This window comes from Kocuria dechangensis (assembly GCF_014636775.1).
Taxonomy (GTDB): domain Bacteria; phylum Actinomycetota; class Actinomycetes; order Actinomycetales; family Micrococcaceae; genus Kocuria; species Kocuria dechangensis.
This window is the reverse complement of the sequence record NZ_BMEQ01000015.1, coordinates 24070-38735: the sequence shown is the minus strand read 5'-3', so window position 1 is coordinate 38735 and position 14666 is coordinate 24070. Positions and strand designations below refer to the sequence as shown.

The following is a 14666-nucleotide window of genomic DNA, read 5'->3' as shown; positions in this document are numbered from 1 at the left end:
TCCCGTCCTCCCGGCGACCGTAGGGGTGGCCCATCCGCTGGTACGCCCACCGCCGGGCTGTCGCAGCCGTCTACTGGAGCAGTTGCTCGGCCAGCAGGCCCACCCCCATGGCGATCATCGCCATCCCGGAGAACCGTGCCACCGCCCGGGCGGCAGCAGGCCTGGCCCGCAGGACCCGGCGGGCGCCAGCACCCACCAGCGTGTAGACGACCGCGCAGCTGAGTGTGTGCACCAGGCCGAGCACCGCGATCTGGGAGGCGAACGGCCACGGCGCCTCGGGATCGGTGAACTGGGGCAACAGTGCCAGGAAGAGCAGCAACGCTTTGGGGTTGAGCCCGCTGACACCGGCGCCGGTGACCGCCTGGCGCACCCACGACCCGGTCCCCTCCGCAGTGCCGGCCTGCGGGAGTGCAGGACGGGTGAGGGCACCGATCCCCAGCCACATCAGGTATCCCGCCCCCACCGTCATGAGCGTGGTCAGTGCCAGTGGTGAGCCGGCCACCAGCGCCGCTGCCCCAGCGACCACCACGGCGGTCAGCCCGACGTATCCGGCCACCAGCCCTGCGACGGCCGGGGCCACGGTGCGCCCCCGCAGTCCGGCGGCGATGGCGTACGCCCAGTCCGCTCCCGGCACCAGCACCAGCAGCAAGGACACCGCCCAGAACGCGGCAAGGGTACCGACGGCCATGGTTCTCACATCTCCTTCACGAGGGTGGATTCTGGTGAGTCCGACATCCCGGAAGGAAGACTAGGCAAGACGATCCAGAAGGTGGTTCCAAATTCTCGCTTCACCCGCAGGCGGTGAGGAAGAATTGTGGCCATGGATGGTGTTGATCGGAAGATTCTTGCTGAGCTGCAACGGAACGGGCGGTTGAGTCTGACCGAGCTGGCCGGCCGGGCAGGCCTGAGCGTCTCGCCCTGCCACCGCCGGCTGCGTGCCCTGGAGGCCTCCGGGGTGATCACCGCCTACCGGGCGCAGGTGAACGCCATCGCCTTGGGGCTGACCTTCGAGGCCTTGGTCTTCGTGACCATGCGCCAGGAGGACCGCACCACCGTGGCGGCCTTCGAGGACGCCGTCGCCGCGATTCCCCAGGTGGTCCAGGCCCAGCGGCTGTTCGGGGATCCCGACTTCCTCCTGCGCGTGCTCACCGCCGATCTGCCCGCCTTCCAGACGCTCTACGACACCCACCTGGCGACCTTGCCGGGGGTGCAGCGGCTGAGCTCCACCCTGGTGATGAAAAGCGTGGTGGAGGATCGCCCCCTGCCCCTGTGACCGGTCGGGCACCTCCACTCGGCGGCTCCGGTACCAGGGCGGCACCAGGGGCTTGATGCGATCTCTCCCCCCTCCCCCCCTCCCCCCTCCCCCCTCCCCCCAGTCCGCCAGCACGGTCACCAGGCCGGCCCGCCATCCTGGCCGCTGTGGCCTGGGCCTGGACCGGGCCGGCCCCGGGACGCCGTCGGGGCCGGGACGTCGTCGGGGCCCCCACCACGGCGGGGGCCCCGACGACGTGCAGTGCCTGTCCGGGCCGGACGCGCGGGGACCGGCTCTCAGGAACGGTCCGGGAGCATCAGCCCCCGATCCCCACGACGGCGATCATCACCGGGACGATGGTGACGATCAGGAGCACCCCGAGGACGTCGAAGAAGATGCCGGTGCGGATCATGCGGGTGATGGGCACGGCCCCGGTGCCGTAGACGATGGCGTTCTGCGGCGTGGAGACCGGCAGCATGAACCCGAACGAGGCGGCGAAGGTCGCGGCCATGGCGGGAACGAACGGATCCACACCCATGGCCTGGCACAGCGGGATGACGATCGGCACGATCACCGCCGCCGAGGCGGTGTTGGAGGTGGTCTCCGAGATCACGACGGCCAGCACCGCGGAGAAGACGGTGATCGTCACGACGTTGGTGATGTTGAGGTTCTCCGACGCGCCGGTGCCGATGGTCTCGGCCAGGCCGGTGTCGGCCAGCAGGGAGCCGAAGATGATGCCGGTGCCGAACAGGATGATCGTGCCCCAGTCGATCTTGGCCGCGTCCGACCAGGTCAGGGTCGCCTCGCGCTTCTTCCAGTCGGTGGGGAGGAGGAACAGCAGCGAGGCGCCGAGCACGGCGACGATGCCCTCGTCGAGGCGGTCGTCGAGGAAGATGTAGGCGGCCGACTCCGTGCCGCCGAAGAGGCTCGCGAAGGCCGGCAGCAGCCACAGGGTCACGGTGACGCCGAAGGCGACCAGGGTGTTCTTCTCCGCCCGGCCCATCTTCCCCTGGGCCTCGCGGTGCTCGCGGATGTACTCCTCCACGCCCTCGATCCGGCGGATCTCGGGCTTGTTGAGCAGGAACATGATCACGGCCAGCACCACGAACATGGCCAGGCAGACCGGGAAGGCGATGGCCATCCACTGGGCGAAGGAGATCCGGGTGCCGGTGGCCTCCTCGATGAGCCCGCGGCCGATCAGGTTCGGCGGGGAGCCCACGGGGGTGAGCAGGCCGCCCACGCTGGCGCCGTAGGCGAGCATGAGCAGCAGCGCCGCCCCGACGCGCAGCCGCAGGGGGTCGAAGTCCGCCTTGACCACGCCGCGGTCCTGCATCATCTCGGCGATCACCGCCAGGATCCCCAGGGCGGTCGGCATGAGCATCGCCACCGTGGCGGTGTTGGAGACGAACGCCGAGAGGATGGAGGTGATCACGCCGAAGGCGATGATCACCCGGTACGTCGATCGCCCCACCCCGGGCAGTGAGAGCACGGCCAGGGCCAGCCGCTGGGCGATGCCGTGCTTGAGCATGGCCTGGGCCAGGATGAACGCCCCGATGAAGGTGAAGATCGTGGTCGACCCGAACGGGGCCAGCACGTCCCCGGCCGGGGCCACCCCCAGGATCACCACCGCCGCCACGCCCATGAGGCCACCGACCGGGATGGGCACGGGCTCGCAGATCCAGAGGATGATCACCCCCAGCAGCACGGCGGCCAGCAGGTGCTGGGTGCGGTCGAGGTTCAGCGGCAGGAGGGCGAAGACGATCGCCACCGCCGGGGCGAGGAACAGGCCGGTCGTCTGGCGAGCGCGTTCGAACTTCTCCTCCTTCGGGGAGAGCGTCTGCTCGCTGAGGCTCCGGAAGGTCTTGCCGCCCAGCAGGGCGGCACGCACGTCGGTGCGCCCTGGAGCGCTGTCGGGGCCGGTGGAGACGGGTTGCTGGGTTTGCACGGTCCTGGTCCTTCCTCGTCGGGATGGAATCACCATGCGCCCGTGACTTGCATCACGTCCAAGGCCCGTTGTCTACTACTCCGATAGGAGGAATCAATGGGTTTCGGGCGACCACCGGAACGGGAAGGCCGCCGTGGACGTCCGACACCTGAAGTACTTCCTGGCCGTGGTGGACCACGGCGGGTTCACCCGCGCCGCCGAGCACCTGCTCATCGCGCAGCCGTCGCTGTCGCAGACCATCAAGGGGCTCGAGCGGGAGCTGGGGGTCTCGCTGTTCCACCGGATCGGGCGGCGGGTGGTGCTCAGCGAGGCCGGCCAGGAGCTGGTGGGCCCGGCGCGGGTCGTCGTCCGGGACCTCGACGCCGCCCGGGCCGCCATCGACGACCTGAAGGGCGTGCGCAGCGGCCGGCTGGACGTGGTGGCCATGCCCTCGCCGGGGATCGAGCCGCTGACGTCGATGATCGCCGCCTATGCGAAGACCCACCCGTCGGTCACGGTGAGCGTCGACGCGGCGTTCACTCCGGAGGAGGTGGCCGACGCGGTGCGCACCGGCGGCGCCGAGATCGGGATCCTGGGCTCCGACCGCCCCTTCCGCTCGGCCGAGGTCGACGTGACGCACCTGGAGCAGCAGCCCCTGGTGCTGATCGTCAGCCCGCAGTGCGACTCCTTCGGCGACGGCGAGGCCATCCGCCGGGAGGACCTGGAGGGGCACCGGGTCGTGGCCTCGCAGCGCGGGTCGCTCATGCGCTGGCTGGTTGACGACGCCCTCGCCGGCGGTGTGCAGGTGGAGATCGCCGCGGAGGTCGCCCACCGCACGTCGGTCCTGCCCCTGGTCCTGGCCGGGGTCGGGCACGCGGTCATGCCGTCGTCGTGGACCCCCCTGGCCCGGCAGATGGGGCTGCGCGTGCTGGGGATCGAGCCGACCACGGTGCTGCACGTGGCGGTGCTGAGCCGGCCCGCGGACCTGACCCCCGCCGCCCAGGCCTTCCTGGAGGTCGCCGCCCGGCACACGGCGGACCGCCGTCGCCCTTCATAGGGCACCCCTATCTGCCGGATGGAAATCCGGTCTTGGACCCTGTCGAGGCGGCGGCGGTCTACTGGAACCTGACGCCGCGCCGTGATGCGGACAACGCGCAAGAGCACTCGAGAAGGAGAGCACCACCATGGGTGAGCACCAGGTTTTCACGATCGCCTCGATCCCCGCCGACGGCGTGGGCAAGGAGGTCGTCGCCGCCGGCCGCACAGTGCTGGACGCGCTGGCCGAGCAGTCGGGCGGGAAGTTCTCCTTCGACTGGACCGAGTTCCCCTGGGGCTCCGAGTACTACGCCCAGCACGGGGTCATGATGGACCCGGACGGCCTGGAGACCCTCAAGGCCTTCGACGCCATCTACTTCGGCGCCGTCGGCTGGGAGAACGTCCCCGACCACGTCAGCCTGTGGGGGCTGCGGCTGAACATCACCCAGAACTTCGACCAGTGGGCCAACATCCGCCCGGTGAAGTTCCTCCCCGGCGTGCAGTCCCCCCTGCGCAAGGCCGACGACACCGAGCTGGACTGGGTCGTGGTGCGGGAGAACAGCGAGGGCGAGTACGCCGGTCTCGGCGGGCGCAATCTCTCCGGCCGCGGTCCCGGCAACGAGGTCGCCATCCAGTCCTCCCTGTTCACCGAGAAGGGCTGCGAGCGCATCATCCGCTTCGCCTTCGACCTCGCCCGCACCCGAAAGGTCCAGAAGGTCTCCAGCGTCACCAAGTCCAACGCCCAGCAGTACGGCATGGTCCTGTGGGACGAGGTCTTCGCCCGCGTCGCGGCCGACCACCCGGACGTGGCCACCGAGTCCGTGCTGGTGGACGCGATGAGCGCGAAGTTCGTCCTGCACCCGGAGGACCTCTCGGTGGTGGTGGCCTCCAACCTCAACGCCGACATCCTCTCCGACCTCGGCTCCGCCCTGGCCGGCAGCCTCGGGCTCGCGGCGAGCGCCAACCTCAACCCCGAGCGCCGGTTCCCGTCCATGTTCGAGCCCGTCCACGGCTCCGCCCCCGACATCGCCGGCAAGGGCATCTCCAACCCCATCGGCGCCATCGCCAGCGCGGCCCTGATGCTCGACCACTTCGGCCTGCACGAGGAGGCCCGGCGCGTCGAGGCCGCCATCGAGGTCACCACCGCCGCCGGGCACCTCACCCGCGACATCGGCGGGACCGCCGGCACCGCAGAGATCACCGAGGCCATCGTCGAGGCCCTGGCCACGTCGCTGACCTCCGCCTGAGGCGCACCGCCACCCGTCCGGGGCCCCGGCGCACCACCGCGGGGCCGCACCGCTCGACACCGAGGACGACCACCATGGACCACACCACGGCCGCTGCTCCCCCGCCCGGCGGACACGAGCTCCCGGTGAACGCGATCCGGGTCCTCGTGGCCCCGGACAAGTTCAAGGGCTCCCTCACCGCCTCCCAGGTCGCCGCGTCCCTGGCCGCCGGTCTCCGCCAGGAGAATCCGGGCCTCGAGGTGCGGACCCTGCCCCTGGCCGACGGCGGGGACGGCAGCGTCGAGGCCGCCCGGGGCGCCGGGTTCCAGTCGCTGACCGTCCCGGTCACCGGCCCCACCGGTCACCGCACCACGACCACGGTGGCCTTCGACGGCACCACGGCGGTGGTGGAGGTGGCCACCACCGCCAGCCTGCAGATGCTGCCCCCGGGACGGCCGGCTCCCCTCACCAGCAGCAGCGTCGGCGTCGGCCAGGCCGTCCGGGCCGTGCTGGACCGCCGCCCGGCCCGGATCGTCCTGGCCCTGGGCGGCAGCGCGACCACCGACGGCGGCGCCGGGATGCTCAGCGCCCTGGGCGTGGTCTTCCGCGACGCCCTCGGCCACCCCTTCGTGCCCACCGGCGGCACCCTGCGGGAGATCGCCGACGTCGATCTCACCGGCCTCGTCGGCCTGGACGGCGTGGAGCTGGTGGCGGCCAACGACGTGCAGAACCCGCTGCTGGGACCCGACGGTGCCGCCGCCGTCTACGGCCCCCAGAAGGGCGCCGGTCCGGAGGACGTCGAGCTGCTGGAGGCCGGGCTGGGGTGCGTGGTCCGGCGCCTGGAGGAGGCCGGCCGGCCGGCCGCCGAGGCCGCCGGTGCCCCCGGGGCCGGTGCCGCCGGCGGCCTCGGCTGGGCCGCGATGCTGCTGGGCGCGCGGACGGTCTCGGGAGCGGACTTCTTCCTGGACCTGCTCGGCTTCGACCGGCAGGTGGCCGGCTGCGACCTGGTGATCACCGGCGAGGGGAAGCTGGACACCCAGACCCTTTCCGGGAAGCTGCCCCTGGCCGTGGCCCGCCGCGCCGCCCCGGTGCCGGTCGTCGCCGTCGTGGGGCACAACGCCCTGCCCACCGACCGCCTCACGGACCACGGCATCGACAGGGTCTGGGCCCTCAGCGCCATGACCGAGGCCGACAGCGCCGCGGATCCCGGGCTCTCCGCCGCCCTGCTGCGCGAGATCGGTCGGCGGATCGCAGGGTCCCCGGAGCTGACATCGTCCGGCACCGCGTCAGCATCCGGGCGATGACGGAGAGGATGATGGAGAGATGGAGATCTCCTTCGTGTCAGGGTTCGGCCCCATCACCGCCTCGAGCGCCGACTCGATGGCCTTCTGGTCGGGGGCCCTCGGGATCCACCTGGACCAGCCCAAGCCCGGGTACTTCCACACCGAGCAGCTCGCCGGGGTCAGGGCGTTCGCCGTCTGGCCCCTCGAGCAGGCCGCAGAGTCCACGTTCGGCACCCGGCGATGGCCGGACGACCTGCCGGTGCCGCAGGCGTGGATCGAGTTCGACGTCGCCGGCCCGGCAGCGGTCGCGGCGGCGGCCGAGGAGCTGCGCCGCGCCGGGCACCGGGTCCTCAAGGACGCCGGCGAGGAGCCCTGGGGGCAGACGACCGCGCGCGTGCTGAGCCCCGAGGGGCTGCTCACGGCCATCGCCTACACCCCCTGGATGCACGACGACGCCGCCCCGGCCGGTCCCGGCGCCCCGTCGTAGCGCGGGGCCCGGGCCCCGGGTCCGGCGAACGGTGCCGGGAGGAGGGCTACTGCCGTCCGGTGGGGAGCGTACCGATGGCGGCCACGACGGCGCCCGGGTCCTCCAGCATCGGCAGGTGACCGGTGGGCAGGGGGCTCGCGGTCCCGGTGAGCAGCACGGCGAACCGGCGCTGCAGCGGGAGGGGAAGCTCCTCGTCCCGCTCCGTGGGGACGTAGAGGCTGTCCGCCGGAGCCGTCCACGGGGCCACCCGGTCCCGGAAGTACCGCTGGGACTCCGGGACGAGATCGGCGACGAGCCCGTCCTGCACCTCGGGCGGCAGACCGCCGGCCAGCGACCCCCGGACGGAGGACTCCGGCGGCCGGGTGCCCGCGACCCGCATCAGCGCGCTGAGCACGAGCCGTCGGGGAAGGGGCATCGCCCGCACGAAGGACTCCCCCGGGCGCGGCAGCACCGCCGCCAGCGCGACGAGCCCCCGCACCCGTTCGGGGGCGAGCCCCAGCAGCCGCGCCGCCACGACCCCGCCGGAGGAGTGCGCGACGACCACGAAGCGCTCGCCGGGCGCGGCCTCCAGGGCGGCCCGCGCATACTCGTCGAGCGAAGCGTCCGGCGCCGACGGCCGCGGGGCCACGGCCGACTCCCCTGCGAGGAAGGCGCGCACGCCGTCCCAGATCCAGGCCGGAAGTCCTGCACCGCTGAGGAAGAGCACCGGGGTCGAGGTCATGACGCCGATGCTACGGCCGGGGGCGCCATAGGGCTCCTTTCCGGCTCGTTCGGCCCAAGATGTCCGCACCTCCGCAAGGTACTTGACGCTTCAAGTTCCTAATGGTAGCTTTTTACTTGCAGCGTCAACTAAATTCTCCAGGAGGATCCCGTGGCACAGATCAGCATCATCGGCACCGGCAGCATGGGGCAGGCCATCTCCACCGCTCTCGCCAAGGGCGGCCACACCGTCGAGCTCCTCGGCCATGCCGAGGCCGGCCGCCCCGTCACCGGCGAGATCGTCGTCCTGGCGGTGCCCTACCCGGCCCTGGCCGAGATCGCCGCCACCCGCGGGCAGCAGCTGGCGGGCAGGATCGTCGTGGACATCACCAACCCGGTGAACTTCGAGACCTTCGACTCCCTCACCGTCCCGGCCGACAGCTCCGCGACCGCCGAGCTCGCCGCGGCCCTGCCGGACTCCCGGGTGGTCAAGGCCTTCAACACCACCTTCGCCGCCACCCTGGCCTCGGGCACCGTGGGGGACCTGCCCACGACCGTGCTGATCGCCGGGGACGACGCCGGGGCCAAGTCCGCCCTCGCCGAGGCGGTCGGCGCCTCGGGGCTGCGCGCCATCGACGCCGGCGCGCTCGCCCGGGCCCGGGAGCTGGAGGCGATGGGCTTCCTGCAGATCACCCTGGCCGCCGCCGAGAAGATCTCCTGGACCGCCGGCTTCGCCGTCATCTCCTGACCGCACCACAGTCACGCCGCCGGTGAGGACCTGGCTCCGCCGTCCTCACCGGTCGCCCCTCCCCGATCGCGGGGTTCCATCCGCCCCCTCATGCCCTGGCCAGCATCTGGCCCCATACTCCTGGAGGACCCTCATGGCCATCGATCCGGTCCGGCTCAACCACGCCGTGCTCTTCGTCGCCGACCTCGACCGCGCCGTGGACTTCTACACCGAGGTGTTCGGGATGGCCGTCGCCGCCCGCGAAGCGGGCGCGAAGGCGGCGTTCCTGCGCCTGCCGCGCTCGGGCAACCACCACGACCTGGGCCTGTTCGGGGTCGGGCCCGGTGCCCCGCCCCGCCGTCGCGGCGGCATCGGGCTCTACCACCTGGCCTGGCAGGTCGACACGATCGAGGAACTCGCCGCCGCGCGCGATCAGCTCGTGGCGGTCGGGGCCTACATCGGGGAGTCCAGCCACGGCGCGACCAAGAGCGTCTACGGGGTGGATCCGGACGGCAACGAGTTCGAGATCATGTGGATGCTGCCGCGCACCGACTGGGGCTCGTGGGAGCACGAGGCCCCGGTCGAGGCCCTGGACCTGGAGGCCGAGCTGGGCCGCTGGTCCGGGGTCCGCACCGCCGGCGCCCTCGTCCAGGACACCGCGCGACGGGAGGGGCAGGCATGAGCGCCGCCGCCTTCCCCACCCCGGTGGTGGCCACCGCCGGCTCCACCGACCCGCACGCCCCCCTGGTGGTGCTGCTGCACGGGCGCGGCTCGCACGAACGCGAGATCCTCACCCTGACCTCCCACCTGCCCGCCGGGCCGGCCTACGCGGCGGTGCGCGCCCCGATCGCCGAAGGCGGCGGCTACGCCTGGTTCGCCAACCGCGGCATCGGCCGGCCCGTGGCCGAGTCCCTGGCCGCCACCACCGCCTGGTTCCGCACCTGGCTCGACGGCGTGGCCCCGGCCGGGCGGCCTGTGGTGCTGATCGGCTTCAGCGGCGGGGCCGCCTTCGCCGGGGCGCTGCTGCTGGCCGAACCCTCCCGGTTCGCCGGGGCGGGAATCCTCTACGGCACCCTGCCCTTCGACGCCGGGATCCCCGTCGAACCCGCTCGGCTGGCCGGGACCCCGGTGTTCGTCGCCCAGGGCGAGACGGACACCGTCATCCCGCGCCAGCTGCTGGACCGGACCTGGTCCTACCTGCTGGGGGACTCCGGCGCCCCGGCCTACGCGAGGCGCGACCCCGGCGGGCACGGCATCACCGCCCGCACCCTGGCCGAGCTCGGCGGCTGGATCCAGGAGCGGCTGGCGTTCCTGGCCCGCCGCGGCCCCCTGGCCCCGGCCGGTCACGGCGACGGCTCCTGGTCCGGGCTGCCCGGCGGCGTCCTGGCCGCCCGGGCCGGAGACCGGCCGACGGTGTCGTGGACCATCCCGCAGGAACAGCTCACCGACACCGCCCCGCCCGCCCTCCAGGAGCAGCTGCTGGCCCGGCTGACCGCCCTGCCCGGGGTGACGGTCCAGCAGTCGGCGATCTCCGTGCCCGGAGCCCACGGGCTGATGCTGGGCCCCACCGCCCGCGGTCCGCTGGATGCCTTCCTCGTGCCCCCGGTCGGGGAGTTCGCCCACCTCCACCCCGGCCACGACGGGTCCCTGCACGTGGCCCTGCCCGCAGCACTGGCCGCCGAGGCGATCGCCGCCGGCTGGGTCCAGGCCCACCCCCTGGCCGGGGTGCGCCTGACCGCGGGCATGGTGATGGTCTACGGACCCCGCGACGAGGCCGAGCTGGAGATCGTCGCCGGGATCGTGGCCACCGCCCACGCCCACGCCACCGGGGTCCCCGCCTGACCGGTCTCGGACCCCACCCGCCCGGAACGGCGGACGACCGGGTCGGGCCACGGCGACGGTGATGATGGAAGAGTCTTCGGCACCGGGTGCGTGACCGCCCTGTCACCACAGGCCCGGCGCCGAAGCCGCTCCCCCGGGTGGCGGCACCCCTGCGGCGCAAGTACCCGTGGTTCCCTGCGATCACGCACTCTGAGATGCTCAGTAGACCACGGTGTCCCCGGGGTGCCGGCCACGCCTCGGGACACCTCGTTCTGTCAGCCCGCCCCACCCACCGCCGGGACGGCCGCTGCGGAGTGACCGCGGCCGGTGAAGTGGCCGCTGGTGAAGGAGGCCTGTGATGAACCCGGAACCGGATGCGCGCCACGACCGGCCGGACGTCACCGTGGAGTCCGTGCCCCCAGCACCGGAGCGCTTCACCGACCCGCCCACCGCCACCGACTGCACCAGCGTGCCCCGGGCGTGGGACCTGCACCCCGGGGACGTCCTCCACGGGCGGACCATCGTCTCCGTCCGCGGGGAGGTGGGCATGGGCTCCAGCCCGGTCGCCGTGATCTCCCTCGCCGGGGACCACCCCGCCCACCCGGTCCAGACCCGCCTCGGAGCCGCCCGCCCCGACACCGAGTACGGCTGTGACGACGTGTGGCACGCAGCCCGGGCCTGGGTGCGGGACCACGGCCTGCACGAAGGCGACGCCGTGGACCTGGACCGGCTCCGCACCGAGGTGGTCAGCTGCCTCACGTGCCCCGGGCTCACCTCCTGCCCCCGCCTCACCCGTCCTACCGCCGACCCGGGCTCCCCGCCCGCCGAGGACCGTCAGCCCGGGCAGGACGCCCCGCCTCCTGGGTGAGCCGCCCGGGGGCTGCGTTCCGGCGAGCGGCTACCGTCATGCTGGAGGCGTCGACCTCGGTCCGACCCGGCCGGCGCAGGTGAACGACGGGCGGCATCCAGGGGTCCGGTCCCCCAGCATCCGGCTCCGCCGGATCAGCCCCGGACCAGGTTCACCGCCAGGGCGAGCATCACGACGCCGATCACCAGGTCAACCACCCGCCAGGTGCGCGGGCTGCTGAGCACCCCGGACAGCGCGCGGGCGCCGTAGCCGAGAGCGGAGAACCACACCACACTGCCGGCCACGGCCCCGGACGCGAAGATCCACCGGGCATCGGGACCGTGCTGGTTGGCGAGGCCGCCCAGCAGGACCACGGTGTCGAGATAGACGTGCGGGTTCAGATAGGTCAGCGCCAGGGTGGTGGCGATCACCGAGCCCCGCGACCGCGGGGCCTCCTCCGTCAGGGAGGCGGGATTCGCCGCGGAGGCGAAGGACCGCAGCGCCCACCACGCCAGGTAGGCGGCCCCACCCCACCGCAGCACGTCCAGGACCTCGGGGAAGCGCGAGACGAGCGCCCCGATCCCGGCGGTGCCGCCGAGGATCAGCACGGCGTCGCCGGCCATGCACAGGGTTACCACCACCCCGACGTGCTCGCGGCGGATGCCCTGCCGCAGCACGAAGGCGTTCTGCGCGCCGATGGCGATGATCAAGGCCAGGCCGGTCATCATCCCGGTCCCCAAGGTGCTCCACATGGCACTGACGGTAGCCATCGCGGCAGGTGCAGACAAATGAAAGAAACAGCAGTTCCATTAGAATTGCTTCATGCACTTCGATCACCTGCGCGCACTGAGCGCGATCATCGACGAGGGCACCTTCGAGGCCGCCGCGGACCTGCTGGGGATCAGCCCCTCCGCGGTCAGCCAGCGCATCAAGGCCCTGGAGACCTCCGTGGGCCAGGTGGTGGTGCGCCGGGGCGTGCCGTGCACCCCCACCGACGCCGGGGCCGTCCTGCTGCGCACGGCCCGTCAGGTGCAGGTCCTCGAGGCGGAGACCCGGCGCGCCCTCGGCGACGGCGTCTCCTCCCGGGCAGTGACCCCGGTGGCCGTCAACGCCGACTCCCTGGCCACCTGGTTCGTGCCCGTCCTGAGCGAGGCCGCCGGATGGGCGGACACCGCCCTCGACCTGCACGTGGAGGACCAGGACCACAGCAGCCGGCTCCTGCGCCAGGGGGACGTCATCGGGGCCGTCACCGCCGACCCCACCCCGGTCAACGGGTGCCGGGCCGAGCGGCTGGGCTTCATGCGCTACGTCCCCGTGGCCACCCCCGCGCTGCACCGCCGCTTCGCCGACGACGACGGCATCGACTGGGCGGGCATGCCCGTGCTGCAGTTCAACGCCAAGGACGACCTGCAGCACCGGACCCTCCGGGCCCGCGGTGTCCCGGCGTCCCCGCCCCGGCACACCGTCCCGTCCTCCGAGGGGTTCCTCGCGGCCCTGAGGGCCGGCCTGGGATGGGGCATGATCCCGGAGCTCCAGCTGGGAACCGATCTCGCCGACGGCTCCCTGGTCCTGCTCGAGCAGCACGCGCACCACGACGTCGCCCTCCACTGGCAGACCTGGACCCTGGAGTCCGAGCGGCTGAACCGCATCACCGCAGCCGTCCGCAGGGCCGCCCGAGACCGGCTGCGCTCCGCCGGGCAGGACGGGTGACCGGCCGCACCGCCGTCGGGGCCCTCGTGCCGGGCGCCCGCAACATTTCCGAAAGCCTGCGGAGGCGACCGGGAGCCGCCTAGACTGCGAATGTGCAGTCGCGAACTGCATGAGCATCCCGGTCCCCCGAGCCGGGCGTCCGCTCCTCCCCCTGATCCCCGGAGCCCTCGCATGTCTCGCACCCCCTCCTCCCCCCGTGCCCGCCGCCTGGCGGCCGGCGCCCTGGCCGCCGGGCTGCTCGCCCCCCTGGCGGTCACCGGCGCCGGCGCGGCCACCACCACCGGCGCGCAGCACCAGCTGATCCCGGCCTACTTCTACCCCGAGCCCGCCGACGACCTGTGGCCGACGATGTGCAGCACCGCCAAGAGCTCCACGGTGATCGTCAACCCCCACAACGGCCCCGGAGCGGACTACGACAGCGACTACGCCCGGGTGATCGACGACTGCCGCGCCGCCGGCCAGAAGCTCGTCGGGTACGTCCACACCGGCTACGCCGACCGCCCGCTGAGCGAGGTGAAGGCCGACATCGACCGGTTCTACCGCTTCTACGCCGTCCAGGGCATCTTCCTGGACGAGATGTCCAACGACGCCGCCGACCGCGACTACTACCGCCAGCTCCACGACCACATCAAGGCCCAGAACGCCGGCCACACGGTGGTCGGCAACCCCGGCGCCGCGGCGTCGAGCAACTGGCAGCTGGCGGTCACGGACGTCGTCGTCGTCTTCGAGAACACCGCCGCGGTGTACGACACGTGGGTCGCCCCGTCCTGGACCCTCCAGGCGCCGTCCGGCGAGATCGCCCACCTGGTCCACACGACCAGCAGCGCCCAGCGCGACCGCACGGCCCACCTCTCCGCCCAGCGCAACGCCGGACACGTCTTCCTCACCGACGACGTCATGGCCAACCCCTGGGACACCCTGCCGGGCTACTGGGGCACCGACCCGGGGGCCTGGGCCCCTCCGGGGGACCTCTCGTCCCCCACGACCTCGCCGTTCGCCGACGTGGCCACCGCTCAGCAGTTCTACCCCGAGATGGCGTGGATGGCCGACCGGGGGATCTCCACCGGGTGGGCCCTGTCCGACGGCACGTCGCTCTACAGGCCCTTCGAGGCGGTGAACCGCGACGCCATGGCCGCCTTCCTCTACCGCCTGGCCGGCTCCCCCGCCTACACCGCCCCGCCGACCTCGCCGTTCAAGGACGTGGCCACCACGCAGAAGTTCTACAAGGAGATGGCCTGGCTCGCCGAGCAGGGGATCTCCACCGGCTGGGCCCACTCTGACGGGACCCGGTCCTACAGGCCCTTCGAGGCGGTGAACCGCGACGCCATGGCCGCCTTCCTCTACCGCCTGGCCGGCTCCCCCGCCTACACCGCCCCGCCGGACTCGCCGTTCAAGGACGTGGCCACCACGCAGAAGTTCTACCAGGAGATGGCCTGGCTCGCCGAGCAGGGGATCTCCACCGGCTGGGCCCACTCCGACGGGACCCGGTCCTACAGGCCGCTGGACCACATCAAGCGCGACGCGATGGCGGCGTTCCTCTTCCGGCTGTCCCCGCTGCTCTGAGCCGGGCATGCCGAAGGCCCCGTCCCCCCTCTGCAGCCGCGTGCGCCGGGCGACGGGGCCCTCGTCGGCCCCCTGTTCCTGTGCACACTTGT

Annotated in this window: 14 protein-coding genes and 2 pseudogenes; 12 read left to right on the top strand and 4 right to left on the bottom strand. The window is 72.8% G+C overall.

Translation table 11 applies throughout. From position 1 onward, the window contains the following. Window positions 1–70: 70 nt before the first annotated feature. Window positions 71–688: a LysE family translocator gene (locus IEW07_RS13360; protein WP_188538024.1), complete on the bottom strand. Its 618-nt coding sequence runs from the start codon at window positions 686–688 to the stop codon at window positions 71–73. 132 nt (window positions 689–820) lie between these two features. Here IEW07_RS13360 and IEW07_RS13355 point away from each other — a divergent pair, with 132 nt between their 5' ends. Then, window positions 821–1273: an Lrp/AsnC family transcriptional regulator gene (locus tag IEW07_RS13355; protein WP_188538022.1), complete on the top strand. Its 453-nt coding sequence runs from the start codon at window positions 821–823 to the stop codon at window positions 1271–1273. Between the two features lie 295 nt (window positions 1274–1568). On the opposite strand, the gene IEW07_RS13350 is transcribed toward IEW07_RS13355, so the two are convergent. Then, the gene (locus IEW07_RS13350; RefSeq protein ID WP_229741843.1) at window positions 1569–3197 is read right to left on the bottom strand and encodes an SLC13 family permease; all 1629 of its coding nucleotides are present in this window, start codon (window positions 3195–3197) and stop codon (window positions 1569–1571) included. A 133-nt stretch (window positions 3198–3330) separates the two neighbouring features. Here IEW07_RS13350 and IEW07_RS13345 point away from each other — a divergent pair, with 133 nt between their 5' ends. From IEW07_RS13345 to IEW07_RS13330, 4 genes are all read left to right on the top strand, one after another. Continuing rightward, window positions 3331–4233: a LysR family transcriptional regulator gene (locus IEW07_RS13345; protein WP_188538020.1), complete on the top strand. Its 903-nt coding sequence runs from the start codon at window positions 3331–3333 to the stop codon at window positions 4231–4233. A 127-nt stretch (window positions 4234–4360) separates the two neighbouring features. Next, window positions 4361–5458 carry a tartrate dehydrogenase gene (locus tag IEW07_RS13340; RefSeq protein WP_188538018.1) on the top strand — a complete coding sequence of 366 codons (1098 nt, stop codon included), beginning with the start codon at window positions 4361–4363 and terminating at the stop codon, window positions 5456–5458. A 74-nt stretch (window positions 5459–5532) separates the two neighbouring features. After that, the gene (locus tag IEW07_RS13335; protein WP_229741842.1) at window positions 5533–6741 is read left to right on the top strand and encodes a glycerate kinase; all 1209 of its coding nucleotides are present in this window, start codon (window positions 5533–5535) and stop codon (window positions 6739–6741) included. A gap of 19 nt (window positions 6742–6760) precedes the next feature. Further along, window positions 6761–7207 carry a glyoxalase gene (locus tag IEW07_RS13330; protein ID WP_188538016.1) on the top strand — a complete coding sequence of 149 codons (447 nt, stop codon included), beginning with the start codon at window positions 6761–6763 and terminating at the stop codon, window positions 7205–7207. A 46-nt stretch (window positions 7208–7253) separates the two neighbouring features. Here the strand turns inward: IEW07_RS13330 and IEW07_RS13325 are convergent, their stop codons facing one another. Continuing rightward, window positions 7254–7928 carry an alpha/beta fold hydrolase gene (locus tag IEW07_RS13325; RefSeq protein ID WP_188538014.1) on the bottom strand — a complete coding sequence of 225 codons (675 nt, stop codon included), beginning with the start codon at window positions 7926–7928 and terminating at the stop codon, window positions 7254–7256. 150 nt (window positions 7929–8078) lie between these two features. Between IEW07_RS13325 and IEW07_RS13320 the strand changes: the two genes are divergently transcribed. The 4 genes from IEW07_RS13320 (at window position 8079) to IEW07_RS13305 (ending at window position 11322) form a co-directional block, all read left to right on the top strand. Then, a complete protein-coding gene (locus IEW07_RS13320) occupies window positions 8079–8654 on the top strand; it encodes an NADPH-dependent F420 reductase (RefSeq protein WP_188538012.1) in 576 nt (191 codons plus the stop codon). Window positions 8655–8787: 133 nt separating this feature from the next. Further along, the gene (locus IEW07_RS13315) at window positions 8788–9315 is read left to right on the top strand and encodes a VOC family protein (protein WP_188538010.1); all 528 of its coding nucleotides are present in this window, start codon (window positions 8788–8790) and stop codon (window positions 9313–9315) included. After that, the gene (locus tag IEW07_RS13310) at window positions 9312–10475 is read left to right on the top strand and encodes an alpha/beta hydrolase (protein ID WP_188538008.1); all 1164 of its coding nucleotides are present in this window, start codon (window positions 9312–9314) and stop codon (window positions 10473–10475) included. The genes IEW07_RS13315 and IEW07_RS13310 overlap by 4 nt, the downstream gene beginning before the upstream one ends. A gap of 337 nt (window positions 10476–10812) precedes the next feature. After that, window positions 10813–11322 (top strand): hypothetical protein, encoded by a 510-nt coding sequence (locus tag IEW07_RS13305; protein ID WP_188538006.1) that lies wholly within the window; start codon window positions 10813–10815, stop codon window positions 11320–11322. A gap of 134 nt (window positions 11323–11456) precedes the next feature. Here the strand turns inward: IEW07_RS13305 and IEW07_RS13300 are convergent, their stop codons facing one another. Beyond that, complete coding sequence (locus IEW07_RS13300) at window positions 11457–12053, bottom strand: LysE/ArgO family amino acid transporter (protein ID WP_188538004.1); 597 nt, start codon at window positions 12051–12053, stop codon at window positions 11457–11459. 70 nt (window positions 12054–12123) lie between these two features. Between IEW07_RS13300 and IEW07_RS13295 the strand changes: the two genes are divergently transcribed. The 3 genes and pseudogenes from IEW07_RS13295 to IEW07_RS21865 form a co-directional block, all read left to right on the top strand. After that, window positions 12124–13011, top strand: a complete 888-nt coding sequence (locus tag IEW07_RS13295; protein WP_188538003.1) for a LysR family transcriptional regulator ArgP — start codon at window positions 12124–12126, stop codon at window positions 13009–13011. A gap of 90 nt (window positions 13012–13101) precedes the next feature. Then, window positions 13102–13935: pseudogene (locus tag IEW07_RS21870) on the top strand (spherulation-specific family 4 protein); the annotation flags it as partial. Between the two features lie 54 nt (window positions 13936–13989). Continuing rightward, window positions 13990–14574 (top strand): annotated as a pseudogene (locus IEW07_RS21865) (S-layer homology domain-containing protein); the annotation flags it as partial. Window positions 14575–14666: the final 92 nt, after the last annotated feature.